At 67.0% G+C, this 15,011-nt stretch carries 16 protein-coding genes; 9 read left to right on the forward strand and 7 right to left on the reverse strand.

What is annotated here, in order from left to right; all coding sequences use genetic code 11:
• Window positions 1-221: 221 nt before the first annotated feature.
• The 8 genes from SR858_RS13295 (at window position 222) to SR858_RS13330 (ending at window position 11,045) form a co-directional block, all read left to right on the forward strand.
• Entirely contained in the window at window positions 222-1,511 is a 1,290-nt protein-coding gene (locus SR858_RS13295; protein WP_154819828.1) for an SGNH/GDSL hydrolase family protein, read from the forward strand.
• 43 nt (window positions 1,512-1,554) lie between these two features.
• On the forward strand, window positions 1,555-4,425 hold the full coding sequence (locus SR858_RS13300) for a glycosyl hydrolase 115 family protein (protein ID WP_026637189.1): 2,871 nt from the start codon (window positions 1,555-1,557) through the stop codon (window positions 4,423-4,425).
• A 24-nt stretch (window positions 4,426-4,449) separates the two neighbouring features.
• The gene (locus tag SR858_RS13305; RefSeq protein WP_019921286.1) at window positions 4,450-6,651 is read left to right on the forward strand and encodes an alpha-glucuronidase family glycosyl hydrolase; all 2,202 of its coding nucleotides are present in this window, start codon (window positions 4,450-4,452) and stop codon (window positions 6,649-6,651) included.
• 22 nt (window positions 6,652-6,673) lie between these two features.
• On the forward strand, window positions 6,674-7,741 hold the full coding sequence (locus tag SR858_RS13310; RefSeq protein ID WP_040377730.1) for a LacI family DNA-binding transcriptional regulator: 1,068 nt from the start codon (window positions 6,674-6,676) through the stop codon (window positions 7,739-7,741).
• Window positions 7,742-7,907: 166 nt separating this feature from the next.
• Window positions 7,908-8,912, forward strand: coding sequence for an acyl-CoA dehydrogenase family protein (locus tag SR858_RS13315; protein WP_019921288.1), 1,005 nt, complete (start codon window positions 7,908-7,910; stop codon window positions 8,910-8,912).
• Window positions 8,909-9,712, forward strand: coding sequence for a PIG-L deacetylase family protein (locus SR858_RS13320; protein WP_019921289.1), 804 nt, complete (start codon window positions 8,909-8,911; stop codon window positions 9,710-9,712). The genes SR858_RS13315 and SR858_RS13320 overlap by 4 nt, the downstream gene beginning before the upstream one ends.
• Window positions 9,709-10,335 carry a class I SAM-dependent methyltransferase gene (locus SR858_RS13325; protein ID WP_019921290.1) on the forward strand — a complete coding sequence of 209 codons (627 nt, stop codon included), beginning with the start codon at window positions 9,709-9,711 and terminating at the stop codon, window positions 10,333-10,335. Before SR858_RS13320 ends, SR858_RS13325 begins: the two co-directional genes overlap by 4 nt.
• On the forward strand, window positions 10,332-11,045 hold the full coding sequence (locus SR858_RS13330; RefSeq protein WP_019921291.1) for a glycosyltransferase: 714 nt from the start codon (window positions 10,332-10,334) through the stop codon (window positions 11,043-11,045). The genes SR858_RS13325 and SR858_RS13330 overlap by 4 nt, the downstream gene beginning before the upstream one ends.
• On the opposite strand, the gene SR858_RS13335 is transcribed toward SR858_RS13330, so the two are convergent.
• Together SR858_RS13335 and SR858_RS13340 are read right to left on the reverse strand one after the other, a co-directional pair.
• Window positions 11,042-11,242: a hypothetical protein gene (locus SR858_RS13335; protein WP_019921292.1), complete on the reverse strand. Its 201-nt coding sequence runs from the start codon at window positions 11,240-11,242 to the stop codon at window positions 11,042-11,044. The two genes, SR858_RS13330 and SR858_RS13335, sit on opposite strands and share 4 nt — an antisense overlap.
• 87 nt (window positions 11,243-11,329) lie before the next feature.
• Window positions 11,330-12,235 carry an AraC family transcriptional regulator gene (locus tag SR858_RS13340; RefSeq protein WP_026637191.1) on the reverse strand — a complete coding sequence of 302 codons (906 nt, stop codon included), beginning with the start codon at window positions 12,233-12,235 and terminating at the stop codon, window positions 11,330-11,332.
• A gap of 107 nt (window positions 12,236-12,342) precedes the next feature.
• Between SR858_RS13340 and SR858_RS13345 the strand changes: the two genes are divergently transcribed.
• Window positions 12,343-12,900: a flavodoxin family protein gene (locus SR858_RS13345; RefSeq protein WP_019921294.1), complete on the forward strand. Its 558-nt coding sequence runs from the start codon at window positions 12,343-12,345 to the stop codon at window positions 12,898-12,900.
• Between the two features lie 49 nt (window positions 12,901-12,949).
• Here the strand turns inward: SR858_RS13345 and SR858_RS13350 are convergent, their stop codons facing one another.
• The 5 genes from SR858_RS13350 to SR858_RS13370 all read right to left on the reverse strand — a co-directional run bounded on the left by SR858_RS13350 (window position 12,950) and on the right by SR858_RS13370 (window position 15,007).
• Entirely contained in the window at window positions 12,950-13,225 is a 276-nt protein-coding gene (locus SR858_RS13350) for a type II toxin-antitoxin system RelE/ParE family toxin (protein ID WP_026637192.1), read from the reverse strand.
• Window positions 13,225-13,497, reverse strand: coding sequence for a CopG family ribbon-helix-helix protein (locus tag SR858_RS13355; protein ID WP_019921296.1), 273 nt, complete (start codon window positions 13,495-13,497; stop codon window positions 13,225-13,227). Before SR858_RS13355 ends, SR858_RS13350 begins: the two co-directional genes overlap by 1 nt.
• Window positions 13,498-13,599: 102 nt before the next feature.
• The gene (locus SR858_RS13360; protein ID WP_019921297.1) at window positions 13,600-13,881 is read right to left on the reverse strand and encodes a hypothetical protein; all 282 of its coding nucleotides are present in this window, start codon (window positions 13,879-13,881) and stop codon (window positions 13,600-13,602) included.
• Window positions 13,882-13,895: 14 nt separating this feature from the next.
• Window positions 13,896-14,630 (reverse strand): GGDEF domain-containing protein, encoded by a 735-nt coding sequence (locus tag SR858_RS13365; RefSeq protein ID WP_019921298.1) that lies wholly within the window; start codon window positions 14,628-14,630, stop codon window positions 13,896-13,898.
• Window positions 14,627-15,007 (reverse strand): DUF1987 domain-containing protein, encoded by a 381-nt coding sequence (locus tag SR858_RS13370; RefSeq protein WP_019921299.1) that lies wholly within the window; start codon window positions 15,005-15,007, stop codon window positions 14,627-14,629. Before SR858_RS13370 ends, SR858_RS13365 begins: the two co-directional genes overlap by 4 nt.
• Window positions 15,008-15,011 lie beyond the last annotated feature (4 nt).

Genomic DNA, 15,011 nt, shown 5'->3' on the forward strand with positions numbered 1-15,011 from the left:
AGCCGTTCTCGGGACGGCGTGCCCACCACCAGCGTGAAGTAAGGCGCGTGCGCGCCGCACAGGTTGAGCGGCATGCTGCCATGGCCGGCTACCGGGATCACGCGCATGGCCGTGACGACCGGTGTCATGCAATACGGGGAGGAATGCGGTAAATGTGTTGCCTGTACCATGCCTTTATCCTAAAATGATTAGCGCTACCATTTACTCAGTGTGAAGGATTTATGGGATCACGTCAACAAGGCAAGCGCGGCACGATTGCTGCGGCAGTGGCTATCATCTTCACGGTGGGTGCGCTTGGCGGCTGCGCCACGGCGCCGGGCACCGCCAGCGACCCAGGCCAGCACTGGGTCGCTTCATGGGGCGCGGCGCAAATGCTGCCGGAAACCGCCAACGAACTGCCAGCGGCCGACTGGCGCGATGCCAGCATCCGCCAGGTCGTTCACCTGTCGCTCGGCGGCAGCCAGGTGCGGGTACGCCTTTCCAATGCATACGGCACGGCGCCGCTGCTAGTCGATGCGGCCAGCGTGGCGCGCGCCGTGGCGCCCGGCCGCGCCGCCATCGACGCCGCCACGTTGCAGGCCCTGACCTTCGATGGCCGCAGCGCGGTCACCATCCCCGCCGGCGCCGAGTATTACAGCGATCCCGTCTCCATCGAGGTTCCGGCCGGCGCCGACCTGGCAATCTCTCTGCACTTCACCGGCGAACCGGCGCGCCAGACCAGCCATAGCGGCGCGCGCGCCAGCAGCTTCCTCGCCGCCGGCAACCGCACAGCGGACGCCGACTGGCCGGGCGCCGCCACGGTGACGCGCTGGTTCGCGATCGCGGATGTCGATGTGCTGGCGCCGCGCGCGGCCGGCGCGCTGGTGGCCATCGGCGACTCGATCACCGACGGCTATGGCGTGACCACCGATGGCAACGACCGCTGGACCGATGTGCTGGCCGCGCGCCTGCGTCGCGATAATGTTCCGATTGGTACGGTCAACGCCGGCATCGGCGGTGGCCGCATGTTGAAAGACGGCCTGGGGCCGAACCTGGTCTCGCGCTTCGAGCGCGACGTGCTGGGCCGCGCCGGCGTCACCCACGCGCTGGTGCTCATCGGCGTCAACGACCTGGGGAACCTGCACCGCAACACGCCCGACCTGCCGGCCGACCGCCGGCAACTGCTGGCCGACCTGCGCCTGGCGCACCGCCAGCTGGCAAGCCGCGCCAGAGCGCGCGGCGTGTGCCTGATCGGCGCCACCGTCACGCCGTATGTCGGCAGCGACTACTACCACCCGGAGCCGGCCAACGAGGCCGACCGGCAGGAACTCAATGCGTGGATACGCGAAGCCGGCGTGTTCGACGCGGTGGTCGATTTCGACGCCGCGCTGCGCGATCCGGCGCAGCCGCAACGGCTGGCGCCGCAGTACGACTCGGGCGACCACCTGCATCCGTCGCTGGCCGGCTACCGCGCCATGGCCGACGCGGTGCCGCTCGAGATGCTACGACGGCGATGTCGAAGTCGGCCCTGAGCCAACACCGTACCACCTGCCATAAAAACGGAAAAATACAATAATGAGACAACCATTGATCGCTGCGGCGGGAGCCATCCTGGCCGCCGCCCTGCTCTGCTGCACCCTGCCCGCCCAGGCACTGGGCCAGAAACGGCTGGTGCTGTTCGATTCCCCTCCCGCCAACGCGGTCGCCATCGCGCAAGCCGGCAAGGCCGCCACGCTGTACGTGGATGCCGCCGACCATGCCGGCGTGCTGCGCGCCGCGCGCGACCTGCAGGCCGATATCGGCCGCGTGACCGGCGTCACGCCAGCGCTGCAAACCGGCGCACCGGCCGGCGCCGACGCCATCATCATCGGCACCGTGGGCCGCAGCCCGCTGATCGACAAGCTGGTGGCGGCCGGCAAGCTCGATGTCGCCGCCATCCAGGGCAAGTGGGAAGGCTGGCAGGTGCAAACCGTGCTGCGGCCCCTGCCCGGCGTGGAGCGCGCGCTGGTGATTGCCGGCAGTGACAAGCGCGGCGCCATCTACGGCATCTACGAGTTGTCGGAGCAGATCGGCGTGTCGCCCTGGTACTGGTGGGCGGACGTGCCGCCGCCAAAAAAGTTGGCGTTGTATGCCTATGCGCCGGCCGCCAGACACGATGCACCAGTGGTCAAGTATCGCGGCATCTTCCTCAACGACGAGCAGCCGGCGCTGACCGGCTGGGTGCAGCAGACCTACGGCGGCTACAACCACCGCTTTTACGAGAAAGTGTTCGAGCTGCTGTTGCGCCTGCGCGCCAACTACCTGTGGCCGGCGATGTGGAACTCGGCGTTTTATGACGACGACAAGCTCAATGGAAAGCTGGCCGACGACTACGGCATCGTGATGGGCACCTCGCACCACGAGCCGATGATGCGCGCTCAGAAGGAATGGACGCGCCAGGGCAAGGGGCCGTGGGATTACCAGCGCAATGAGAAAGTGCTGCGCAGTTTCTGGACTGGCGGCATGCGCACTACGCGTGACTTCGAGAAGATGATCACCATCGGCATGCGCGGCGACGGCGACGAGCCGATGTCGGAAGAATCGAACGTGGCGCTGCTCGAACGCATCGTGGCCGACCAGCGCGCCATTATCAGCAAGGAACTGGGGCGCGATGCGGCCACCGTGCCGCAAATGTGGGCGCTGTACAAGGAGGTGCAGGACTACTACGAAAAGGGGATGCGCGTGCCGGACGACGTCACGCTGCTGTGGTGCGACGACAACTGGGGCAATATCCGCCGCCTGCCCACGACCGAAGAACGCAAGCGCGCCGGCGGTGCGGGCGTGTACTACCACTTCGATTACGTGGGCGGCCCGCGCTCGTACAAGTGGCTCAATGTGACGCCGCTGCCGAAAATCTGGGAGCAGATGCACCTGGCGTGGCAGTACCAGGCCGACCGCATCTGGATCGTCAACGTGGGCGACCTGAAACCGATGGAAGTGCCCACCGAATTTTTCCTCGCCTATGCCTGGAACCCCGCCGCCTGGCCGGCAGAGCGCCTGCCCGAGTACCTGACACTGTGGGCCACGCGCGAATTCGGCCCACAGCACGCCGATGACATCGCCGACATCGTGGCCAGCTACGCGCGCTACAACGGCCGCCGCAAGCCCGAGCAACTGGAACCGGGCACCTACCACCCGGTCAACTACGACGAAGCCGAACGGGTAACGGCCGAGTTCCAGTCGATCGCCGCGCGTGCTGAGCGCATCGCCGCGCAACTGCCTGCGGCGCAGCGCGATGCCTTCTTCCAGCTGGTGCAGTACCCGGCGCAAGCGAGCGCCGTGGTCAACGAACTGTATACGACAGCTGCCCGCAACCGGCTGTACGCAGTGCAAGGCCGCACCTCGACCAACGACCTGGCTGCCAAGGCGCGCAGCCTGTTTGCGCAGGATGCGGAGCTGACGCGGCGCTATCACGAAGACATCAGCGGCGGCAAATGGAACCACATGATGTCGCAAACCCACCTGGGCTACACCTACTGGAACCAGCCGCCGCGCAACGTGATGCCGGCGGTGAGCGAAGTGCAGGCGCCGCTGGCGGCCGACATGGGCGTGGCCGTGCAAGGCAATGCGCAAGTGTGGCCGGGACCCGACGGCGACAAGCTGGCCCTGCCCGCCCTCGATGAAATGACCGGTGCGCCGGCCTTCCTGGAAGTGTTCAATCGCGGCCGGCAGCCGTTCGATTACCGCATCACGGCCAGCGCGCCGTGGCTGGAAATCGACCAGCCCGCCGGCCAGGTCGAACGCGACCGCCGCGTACACGTCAAGGTGCGCTGGGCCGACGTGCCGCGCGGCGCCGACCATGCGACGCTGACGGTGCAAGGCCCCAATGGCGCCAAGGTCACGATCAAGGCCCCGCTGCGCCGGCTGGCGAAGGGAGCGGTCGCGGGCGACTTTGTCGAGACCGGCGGCGTGGTCGCCATCGAAGCTGCCAACTTCGCCAGGGCCGTGGCCCCGGCGGGCCGCCAGTGGCTCACCATCCCCGGCCATGGCCGCACGCAGTCCGGCGTGACCGCGCTGCCAGTCGATGCGAAGTCAGCTGAGACACCGCAGATGCGGCTCGACTACGCGCTGCACCTGCAAACCGCCGGCAAGGTCGTGGTGCACGCCACGCTGGCGCCCACCCAGAAATTCCAACCGGGCACCGGCCTGCGCTACGCCGTCTCGTTCGATGACGAGGCGCCGCAGCTGGTGAATGTGCACGCAGACAGTTCCGAGCAGGCATGGGAAAAGAGCGTCTCGGACGGCGCCACCGTGCTGACCTCGCGCCACACCATCGCCACGGCCGGCCGCCACACGCTCAAGTTCTGGGCCGTGGATGCGGGCGTGGTGCTGCAAAAAATCGTGGTCGATACGGGCGGGTTGCAGGACAGCTACCTCGGGCCGCCCGAAAGTCCACGCGCACGATAATCCAAAAAAACAGACGGAGACAACATGCATAAATTATTGACCACCGTGCTGGCGGCGCTGCTGCTGGCCGTCAGCCCTGGTTCGGCCAGCGCCGCCACTCATCCAGTCGCGGCGCCCGCAGACGAAGATGGCTATAACCTGTGGCTGCGCTATCAGCCGCTGGCGCCACCCGCCCAGGCAAAACTGAAAGGTCAGGCGCGCAGCATCGTGCTCACCGCTGCGGCCACCCCCACCACCCGCGCCGCTGTCGCCGAGCTGCAACGTGGCGTGGCCGGCATGGGCGGCGGCCCGGCACCGGCGCAGGCCACCGCCATCGCCGACGGTGCGCTGGTGCTGGGCACCACGGCCAGCCTGCCGGCGCTCGACGCAGCGCTGAAGACCGAACTTTCAAGGCTTGGCAGCGAAGGCTATTTGTTGCGCGCCACGCGGCTGCAAGGCCGCCCGGTCACGCTGATCGCCGCCAACACCGACATCGGCCTGCTGTACGGCGCCTTTGCCTGGCTGCGCGCGACCGCTGCCGGCACCGCGCCGGTAGCGGCATCCTCGCCAAAGCTGCAACTGCGCCTGCTCAACCACTGGGATAATCTCGACCGTCACGTGGAGCGCGGCTACGCCGGCGCGTCGATCTGGGACTGGTGGGCGCTGCCCGAGATTACCGACAGCCGCTATACCGACTACGCGCGCGCCAATGCGTCGCTTGGCATCAACGGCACGGTGCTCAACAACGTCAATTCCAAGCCGGAGGTGCTCACGCCCGCGTACATCGCCAAGGCGGCGGCCGTGGCCGACGTGCTGCGCCCTTACGGCATCAAGGTGTTCCTGTCGGCGCGCTTTTCCACGCCGCTGGAACTGAAGGAGACCGATACCGCCGATCCGCTCTCGCCCGCCGTGCAGGCATGGTGGAAGAAGAAGGCCGACGAGATCTATCGCACCATCCCCGACTTCGGCGGCTTCCTGGTCAAAGCCAATTCCGAGGGCCAGCCCGGCCCGCAGGATTACCACCGCAGCCACGCCGACGGCGCCAACATGCTTGCCGCTGCGCTGGCGCCGCACCATGGCATCGTGATGTGGCGCGCTTTTGTCTATGCCCCCGAGGCAGGCAAAGAAACCGATCGCGCCCGCCAGGCGTACGAAGAATTCAAGCCGCTCGACGGCAAGTTCGCGGCCAACGTGATGGTGCAGGTGAAGAACGGCGCCATCGACTTCCAGCCGCGCGAACCGTTCCACCCGCTGTTCGGCGCCATGCCCAACACCCCGCTGATGATGGAATTCCAGATCACCAAGGAGTACCTGGGCTTTTCCACCGACATCGCCTACCTGGGCACGATGTTCGAAGAGGTGCTCGAGAGCGACACCATGCAAGGCGCAGGAAAAGGCCCGACCGTGGCGCAGATCATCGAAGGCGCCCATACGCTCGGTGGCCAGCCGGCAGCGACCGGCATGGCTGGCGTGGCCAACATCGGGGTCGATCGCAACTGGACCGGCCATCATTTCGACCAGGCCAACTGGTACGCGTTCGGCCGCCTGGCGTGGAATCCGCAGGCCTCGGCGCGCGCCATCGCCATCGAGTGGGCCGCGCAAACCTTCGGCAACGACGCCCGCGTGACCACCCCAGTGGTGGACATGCTGATGCTGTCGCGCGAAGCCGTGGTCGATTACATGACGCCGCTGGGACTGCACCACATGATGGGTACCGCCCACCACCACGGCCCGGCGCCGTGGGTAAACGACCTGGAACGCCCGGACTGGAACCCCGTGTACTACCACCGCGCCGCGCGCGACGGCATCGGTTTCGACCGCACCGCCAGCGGCACCAATGCACTGGAACAGTATGCGCCGGCGCTCGCTCGCCTGTACGCCGATCCGCGCACCACGCCGGAAAAATACCTGCTGTGGTTCCACCACCTGCCGTGGACATACGCGATGCCGTCCGGCCGCACGCTGTGGGCCGAGATCATCCACCACTACGACCGTGGCGTGGCCGCCGCGCGCGACCTGCAAACCCGCTGGGACGCCCTGCGCGGCGTGGTGGATGCGCGCCGCCATGCCGAAGTGGCGCAGCGGCTGCGGCGCCAGGTGCAGAACGCGCAGTTGTGGCGCAATGCCTGCATCGCCTACTTCCAGTCGGTGTCGGGCCTGCCCTTGCCGGACGGCGTGGCGCCGCCACCGCAGCCGCTGGAGTACTATAAGGGCATCCACTTCCCGTATGCGCCGGGCCGTGGCTGAACCATTCACCACACCAATCACCATGACCAGCAAAGCCCATCCCACCATGAGCGACGTCGCCCGCAAGGCCGGCGTCTCGCCGATGACCGTCTCGCGGGTGCTCAACGCCGACACCCGCGTGCGCGAAGCGACGCGCCAGCTGGTGGCCGACGCCATGACAGCACTCAGCTATGTGCCCAACCAGGCGGCCCAGCGCCTGGCCGGCGCGCGGGCCATCCGCATCGGCTTTTTGTACTCCAACCCCAGCGCCGGCTACCTGAGCGAATTCCTGGTCGGCCTGCTCAACCAGGCCAGCCCCCACAACGTGCAACTGGTGGTGGAAAAGTGCGAGGCCGACGAACACGGCGTGGAACAGGCGCGGCGCCTGATCGACAACGGCGTCGATGGCATCATCCTGCCACCGCCGCTCTGCGACATCGCCGAACTGGTGGACTTGCTGGCCCAATCGGGCACGCCGGCGGTCACCGTGGCCTGCGGCCAGCCCGACGACCGCCTGAGCGGCGTGCGCATCGACGACTACCAGGCCGCCCATGCCATGGCCTGCCACCTGATCGCGCTTGGCCACCAGTGCATCGGCTTTGTCGCCGGCCATCCCAACCAGACCGCCAGTGCCCGCCGCCTGCAGGGTTTTAAAGATGCGCTGGCAGAGCACCACCTGCCGCAAGCGCCCGAGCTGATCGTGCAAGGCCTGTTTACCTACCGTTCCGGCCTGGACGCCGCCGAACAGTTGCTGGCGCAGGAGCCACGTCCCACCGCCATCTTTGCCAGCAACGACGACATGGCCGCCGCCGTGGTGGCCATCGCCCACCGCCTTGCGCTTGACGTGCCCGGCGATCTGACGGTGGCCGGCTTCGACGATACGGCGCTGGCCACCACCATCTGGCCCGAGCTGACCACCGTGCGCCAGCCGATTGCCGAGATGGCGGAAACGGCCGTGCGCGCGCTGGTGCGGCAAATCCGCGAACGCCGCGACGGCGCCCCGGCCGCGCCGCAGCAGGTGGTGATGGACCATGCGTTGATACGGCGCCAGTCGGACGCCGCGCCACGCGTACGCCCGTCAGCGCGGGTGGTAACCCGCTTGCGTATGTAGCAGAGGCAACAATCCGGCGCCTGCGTGTGCAAGCGAACATACACGGCAGCGCATCGCGGACATGATGGCAGGACGATATCTTTCTGCGACCGCTATCATGCCCCTCACCGCCCATACGACTCAATCGCGCCCGGAATTTCTGCCCGCTCCGGCCAGGGTGCCGCCCATGCTGGCGCAGTTTCTGGCCGGCGTCACGGATGGCGACGCGGCGTCTGCGCTGCATGGCGCCGTGGCTGCGGGTCTCGACCGCCTGCCTCTGCCCGGCAGCGGCGCAACGCTGGCGCGATGGCAGGCGTTGTCCATCGCCGGCGGCCACGACCTGTCGTTCGCCAAACTGTACGAAGGCCATACCGACGCCCTCGCCATCCTGGCGGAATTGAACGGCCCGGAAGTCGCCGGCGCCACCTGGGGAGTCTGGTGCGCGGAGCCGCCGGGGCCCGGCGTGGCGCTGCGCATGAGCGGCAACGGACGTTACACGCTGTCCGGCCGCAAGCAGTGGTGCTCGGGCGCGGCGGCGATCAGCCACGCGCTGGTGAGCTGCCGCGACGCGGCGGGCCGCCGCATGCTGGCGGCCGTCAGCCTGCGCCAGCCCGGCGTGGAAGTGACCGACCAGGGCTGGCATGCCGTCGGCATGGCCGGCAGTGCCAGCGTGGACGTGGTATTCAACGATGCGCAGGCCGTACCGGTCGGCGAACACGAGTCTTACCTGACCCGGCCCGGCTTCTGGCTCGGTGGCGCCGGCGTGGCCGCATGCTGGTATGGCGCCGCCCGCGCTATCGGCGAGCGCCTGCTGGCCACCACCCACACCCAGGCCGCCGACAGAAACAGCAAGGCCGATCCGCACCGGCTGGCGCACCTGGGCAGCGTGGATATCGCGCTGTCGGGCGCCGCCGCGCTGCTGATCGACAGCGCAGCGGCCATCGATGCCCACCCGCAAGCCGACCACTGCGCGCTGGCGCTGCGCGCGCGCCTCAACGTGGAAGCCGCAGCGACCACCGTACTGGAACACGTCAACCGTGCGCTCGGCGCCGGCCCGCTGTGCCGCGACGCCGCTTTTGCGCGGATGGCAGCCGACCTGCCCGTGTTCCTGTGCCAGAGCCACGCGGAACGCGACCTGGCCACGCTGGGTTCGCAACTGGCCAAGAAGGGAGCATCGCCATGGGCCTTATGACAGAAAAATTTGCCCCCGCCTTTGCCAATGAGGGGGTAGCGCACCCGCGCCAGATCGCCGGCGAAGGAACGCCCGACGCCGCATGGCAGGCGTGGCACGGCCTGCGCCAGTTGCCACCGGTGGCAGCCCACGAGCTGGTGACGCCAGGCCAGCGCGCCATCATCGTCGCGCCGCATCCTGACGACGAGGTGCTGGCCTGCGGCGGGCTGCTGCAACTGCTGGCGGCACAAGGTACCCGCACCGTGGTGGTGGCCGCCACCGACGGCGATGCCAGCCACCCGGGATCGGCCATGTACCCGCCGGCGCAACTGGCGCGCTTGCGCGCGAAAGAGACCGAGGCCGCGCTGCGCGCCTTGCTGCCAGCAGGCCAGCCAGTGCCGCAGGTGATCCGCGCGCGCCTGCCCGATGGCGGCGTCACTAGCCAGGTGGGCGCGCTGCAAACCTTGCTCGAACAGTTGCTGCGTGCCGACGACGTGGTGTTTACCACCTGGCGCCAGGACGGCCACCCCGACCACGAAGCCTGTGGCTACGCCACCGCGCAGGCCGCACGCCAGTGCGGCGCCACCGTGGTGGAACTGCCGGTGTGGACCTGGCACTGGGCCGAACCGGGTGACCGGCGCGTGCCCTGGCACCGCGCGCGCCGGCTGGCGCTCGATGCCGCAGCGCTGCAACGCAAGCGCGACGCCATTGCCTGTTACGCCACCCAGCTCCATCCAGATCCCAGCACCGGCCAGCCGGCAATCCTGCCGCCGCATGTGCTGGCGCGCCTTACCCATCCTTACGAAGTCTGCTTCCTATGACCATCACCAACCGGCACACCCATTTCCAGCAGCTCTACACCCAGGACGCCGATCCGTGGAAAGTGCGCCAGCGCTGGTACGAACAACGCAAACGCAGCCTGCTGATGGCGTGCCTGCCGCTACAACGCTACCGGCGCGCGTTCGAGCCGGCCTGCGGCAATGGTGAACTGACCGCCGCCTTGGCCCATCGCGCCGAATACGTGCTGGCCACGGATCTCTCGCCCGAGGCAGTTAGACTGACGCAGCAGCGCATCCACAAGGAGCATCCGAGCGACGCATCGCGCGTGACGGTGCGCCAGCAGATCGTGCCGCAGGACTGGCCCGAGGACAGTACCTTCGACCTGATCGTCATCAGCGAAATGGCCTATTACCTGCCCGAGCACGAAGTGGTCAATCTGCGCGATCGCTGCATGGCGTCGCTGGCCGACAACGGCACGCTGGTGCTGTGCCACTGGCGCTGGCCATTTGCCGACCGCCAGATGGACAGCGCCGACATCCACGCCCGCTTCGACGGCACGCCGGGCATGCACCGCCTGATGCAGCACAGCGAGGCCGACTTCCTGCTCGACATCTGGTCGCGCAATCCGTCGTCCATCGCGCAGCTGGAGGGCCTGGTGCCATGATCGGCATCGTCATCCCGGCCCACAACGAAGAACGCTATCTTGACGGCTGCCTGAACGCCATCCGGCTCGCTTGCGGTCATCCCGAACTGCGCGGCGAATCGGTCAACGTGGTGGTGGTGCTCGACCATTGCGGCGACGGTTCGCGCGCGATCGCCCTCGCCCATACCCACGCCCTGCAAGGCGCGGGCTACCGGGTGGAAGCAATCGAGGTCGATGCCCGCAATGTTGGCGCCGCCCGTGCCGCCGGCGCCGAACGCCTGCTGGCGCACGGCGCGCGCTGGCTGGCCTTTACCGATGCCGACACCCGCGTGGCGCCCGACTGGCTGGCGGCGCAACTGCGCCTCGGTGTGGACGTCGTGTGCGGCACCGTCTCCGTCGATGACTGGGCGGCACACCATGAAGAACCGGCCCTGCTGCGCCAGCATTTCGAGCTGACTTACACCGACAGCGACGGCCATCGCCACATCCACGGCGCCAACCTGGGCGTGTGCGCCAAGGCCTATCGCTGCGTGGGTGGCTTCGCGCCGCTGGCATGCAGCGAAGACGTCGCGCTGGTCGAAGCATTGGAGCACTGCGGCGCCAGCATCGCCTGGAGCGCGGCGCCGCGCGTGACCACCAGCGCCCGCTGCGATGCGCGGGCGCGCGGCGGTTTCGGCGATACGCTGATCCAGTATGCGGCGGCGGCATTGCTGCCACCGGTACTGCTTTAAGCGGCATCCTTGCGGCGCGGCGCCACGCGCTGCTGCGCTTGCGGCGCGCGCAGCACCTTGTAGGCGATAAAGCGCGGAATGCCGCGGCTCATCGCATATTCTGCGGCGGGATCAATGCCCATCGCGGGGAGCAACTGCTTGGCCTCTTCAATGATGGCGGCGGTGGCGGTAGGTTTGCGGCGGTCTGAAAGTGGCATGGTGAACTCGCGGTTGCATAAAGTTACAATTTACGCCGCTGGCCTGGCGCCGACTGTACGCCTCCTCACCCACGCTTCCAACCAGAACTATTTTTGACGGTACTGCGCCCGGAATGCACCCGGCAACATCGCCGCCTCGCGCTGGAAGAACTTGGTGAAATTGGTCGGTTCATCGAAACCCACGTGGCCACCCACCACCGCCACCGGCAGCGCGGTGTGGGCCAGCAGGCGCTTGGCCTCGAGCATGATGCGCTCGACGATCATGACCTTGGCGGTGCGGCCGGCGGCGGCCAGCACGGCGCGGTTGAGGGTCTTGTCGGAGCAGCCCAGCGCCGCCGCGTAATCCTGCACCTGGTGCCAGTGGCGAAAACGCTGGTCGAGCAGTTGCTGGAAGCGCCGGTGGCGCTGCCGCTCGACCGCGCGCACCGGATGGTCGGCGTTGGCCGCCTCGCGCTCGCCCCAGGCCATCGCCAGCCGTATCAGCAGCGCGTGCAACTGGTGGCGCAGCAAGGCGTGCAGGTCGCCGCGCTGGGCCGGCAGTTGTGTATCGCGGTGCAGCTGGCCGATGGCCTCGGCTACCAGTTGCTGCATGGCGGCGTCGAGCTGCATGGGCTGACCGCGCCAGGCCAGTTCCGACCCACCGCTGAGGCTATCCGGTGCAGCGCTGGAAGGCAGCAGGAAGTCGGACTGGAACAGCACCAGCCAGCCGTCCCAGGCGCCGTCCACTTCGAATTGCTGGGCCTGGCCCGGCCGGGCCATCAATACCGTGCCCGCTACGCAGGCGACCGGTTCGAAATCGACGGTGTGCGTGCAGCGCCCGGAGGTGAGCAACATCAGCTGGTTGAATTCGATGCGGTGTGCGCGGCGAAAGTGCTCTGCCTTTTGGCGGGGCCACAGCTCCGACACACGGAAGACCTCGATGTCCAGATTATATTGTTCGGGCGGCTGGTAATTCACCCGCTCCATCACCTCCACCGACTTCGGCCCGGCCATCGCATGTCCCATATTGATCATTACTGGTACGGATTCTACCGTGAGTTGCGGCGCCAGTTCGCCTATAGTCGGCAGGCACACATCACCCACTCAAAACAGGACAAATCATGAGCAAGGTTGTTATCGTCTTCCATTCCGGCTACGGCCACACCCAGCGCGTTGCCGAGTATGTCGCCGAAGGCGCGGGCGCCGGCGCCGAGCTGCTGCAAATCAGCGCCGACGGCGAACTGCCCGAAGGCGGCTGGGACCAGCTGGCTGCTGCCGACGCCATCATTTTCGGCACCCCGACCTACATGGGCAGCCCGAGCTGGCAGTTCAAGAAATTCGCCGACGCGACGTCGAAGGTATGGTTTACGCGCGGCTGGCAGGACAAGGTCTTCGGCGGCTTCTCCAACAGCGCCAGCTTCAATGGCGACAAGGCTGTCTCGCTGATCGCCCTGCAAACCCTGGCCTCGCAACACGGCGGCATCTGGGTCAGCCTCGGCATCCCGCCCGCCAACACCAAGGCCGCGCAACGCACCGACCTGAACAACCTGGGCGGCTCGGTCGGCGTGCTGGTGCAATCGCCATCGGATGCGAGCGTCGATGAAATTCCGCAGGGCGACCTCGATACGGCCAAGGCGTATGGCAAGCGCGTGGCGGAGATTGCTGGCCGGTTGGCTTAACGCCAGGTGCGAGACCCCGGCGCCGGTTGGATTGGCGCCGGGGCCACAGTTATCGCTGCTCCCTCGTGTGCCACAATCTGAGCACGAAAACCGTCGTTCCCTTGATTTCGTACCTCATCTCGTACTGACCGACAAGGATGCGGCGGACCTCTGCTGGTGCGAATTCATCCAGCTTTTCGCCGATACGCGGATTTGCCGCAAGCCCTGACGGCGTACTCACCAATGACTTGACAACGCGTGCCGCAGCAGGCCTGTTCACTGCGGCCAGAAACTCGTGCAAACGCGCCAGATCGGACAGCGCCTTGCTGGTCCACTGCACGCGCATCATCGCACGGAGGGTACGGGTAGCGGGGTGTCACTCTCGAGACTTTCAGCCCAGGCCAGCACCGCTTGATGATCGATGACATTGCCGGCTTGAACGTCCGCCATTGCCTCGCGCGTCAGCCGGCTGCGCTCTTCCTCCTGATCGACCCACGCACTGAGCGCCTGCTTGACCACCCAACCACGAGAACGCTCGAGCCGCGCTGCCAACATGTCAACCTTGTCGGCCAACGGCAAGGGTACATGAGTCGTCAATACTTTGGTTTCGGTTACCATGGAAGATACCTCGGGATGGATAGCAACGGGCCCATGATCCCATGGCGAAGTTTCAGAGTCAATCAGCCTTGATCAAACTTAATCAAACTTAATCAAGCTTAATCAAACCGCAGCACCCCTCAACGACCACCGCCGCGATGTATTCCCCACCCTCGGCCCCACTTCGCGGTCCCCTGCCCTGACCGCCCCCTCGAACACCACCCGCTCGATCAGTTCGCGGTCCGCGCCCACGGTTTTCAGGTATTCGATGGCGGCGATGACGCCTACCTGCTGGCGCAGCGCGACGGCCTTGCGCACGTCGTTTTCCAGGCTGTGCTCTGCTGGTGGCAAAACACCGGCCGGCTGGCGGCGGTCGATGGTTGGGTCGGCTAAGGCTTCTGTCATGCTGTTCTCCTGATTCAATCAGCCATGCGCACGCAATTGCGTCCGCTGCGCTTGGCGCGGTATAGCGCCTGGTCGGCGCGGAAGTACGCTTGCTCGAAGGTGCTGCCGCGCGCGCTCCAGCTCACGCCCACGCTGGCAGTGACCGGGGCCGTGATCGGCGCCGGCCATTCGGTATTGGCAATCGCCTGGCGCAGCCGTTCACCCAGGGCCAGGCCCTGCACCTGGTTCAGGCCCGGCCACACCACCGAGAATTCCTCGCCGCCCACGCGCCCGATGAATGCCTGGCCTTCGACCATCTCGGTCAGGCAGGCCACCACGGCCTGGATCACGGTGTCGCCGGCCGGGTGGCCGTAGGTGTCGTTGACCTGCTTGAAGAAGTCGATATCGAGCACGACCAGCACGATATCGTGCAGCAGCAGGCAGCTGCGCGCGTGTTCGATCACGGCGCCGCGATTCAAGGCGCCGGTCAGCGGGTCGTGGGTGGCGCGGTATTCGAGCTGGGTGGCCATCTCTTGCAAGCGGGCGTTGAGCTGGTTCATCTGGCGTTCGGCGCGGTCGCTGCGCTGGACCAGGCGCCGGCTTTCGCGCAGCAGCCGTTCGTAATGCGCCACCAGTTCGCGCAGCGCGCACTGGTGATTGTGTTCGTGCGCGGCGGCGCGGCGGGCCTGTTCCAGCGCGTGCTGCTCGGCCGCGAACAGGTCGGGTTCGGCGTCGGCCACTGCGCCGAAGATCGGCACCGGCGCTGTCATATCGGCCGGTCGGTGAAATGCAGCGCGGCGAAATCGTCGCGCAATTCTTCGCCGAATTCCATGATGGTATCGTCCTCTTCGTCCCGGTACCAGTTGAGCAGCACGTCATTGCCGGCCAGGGCGGCATCGTTCAGCGCCTCGAACAGCGCGAACAGCATCTTGGTCGATGAGCTGTTGAAGTACGCCAGCGAGACGTGGACCGTGATGGTCTGTTCACGGCAGTCTTCCAGGTAGCGGCGCAGGCGCTCGATCACCGGGCCATAAAAGGCGGCGGCGTTTTCCGGGTACGACTCGCCCTTGAGCGAAAGCGTGTGCTCGGGGAAGCGGAAATCCACTTCGGGCGAGGTGGGAGTTGCTGCGATAAATAAGGCGTCCATGGCG

This window comes from Duganella zoogloeoides, from assembly GCF_034479515.1.
Taxonomy (GTDB): Bacteria; Pseudomonadota; Gammaproteobacteria; order Burkholderiales; family Burkholderiaceae_D; genus Rugamonas; species Rugamonas zoogloeoides.

Coding starts and splice junctions, on each gene's coding strand:
- SR858_RS13365 (WP_019921298.1), bottom strand. CDS start 14,630: ATGACAGCGCCGGTGCCGATCTTCGGCGCAGTGGCCGACGCCGAACCC.
- SR858_RS13350 (WP_026637192.1), bottom strand. CDS start 13,225: ATGCGCGTGCAGTGGACCAGCAAGGCGCTGTCCGATCTGGCGCGTTTG.
- SR858_RS13315 (WP_019921288.1), top strand. CDS start 7,908: ATGCTGGCGCAGTTTCTGGCCGGCGTCACGGATGGCGACGCGGCGTCT.
- SR858_RS13355 (WP_019921296.1), bottom strand. CDS start 13,497: ATGGTAACCGAAACCAAAGTATTGACGACTCATGTACCCTTGCCGTTG.
- SR858_RS13310 (WP_040377730.1), top strand. CDS start 6,674: ATGACCAGCAAAGCCCATCCCACCATGAGCGACGTCGCCCGCAAGGCC.
- SR858_RS13295 (WP_154819828.1), top strand. CDS start 222: ATGGGATCACGTCAACAAGGCAAGCGCGGCACGATTGCTGCGGCAGTG.
- SR858_RS13325 (WP_019921290.1), top strand. CDS start 9,709: ATGACCATCACCAACCGGCACACCCATTTCCAGCAGCTCTACACCCAG.
- SR858_RS13340 (WP_026637191.1), bottom strand. CDS start 12,235: ATGGCCGGGCCGAAGTCGGTGGAGGTGATGGAGCGGGTGAATTACCAG.
- SR858_RS13370 (WP_019921299.1), bottom strand. CDS start 15,007: ATGGACGCCTTATTTATCGCAGCAACTCCCACCTCGCCCGAAGTGGAT.
- SR858_RS13345 (WP_019921294.1), top strand. CDS start 12,343: ATGAGCAAGGTTGTTATCGTCTTCCATTCCGGCTACGGCCACACCCAG.
- SR858_RS13320 (WP_019921289.1), top strand. CDS start 8,909: ATGACAGAAAAATTTGCCCCCGCCTTTGCCAATGAGGGGGTAGCGCAC.
- SR858_RS13330 (WP_019921291.1), top strand. CDS start 10,332: ATGATCGGCATCGTCATCCCGGCCCACAACGAAGAACGCTATCTTGAC.
- SR858_RS13335 (WP_019921292.1), bottom strand. CDS start 11,242: ATGCCACTTTCAGACCGCCGCAAACCTACCGCCACCGCCGCCATCATT.
- SR858_RS13305 (WP_019921286.1), top strand. CDS start 4,450: ATGCATAAATTATTGACCACCGTGCTGGCGGCGCTGCTGCTGGCCGTC.
- SR858_RS13300 (WP_026637189.1), top strand. CDS start 1,555: ATGAGACAACCATTGATCGCTGCGGCGGGAGCCATCCTGGCCGCCGCC.
- SR858_RS13360 (WP_019921297.1), bottom strand. CDS start 13,881: ATGACAGAAGCCTTAGCCGACCCAACCATCGACCGCCGCCAGCCGGCC.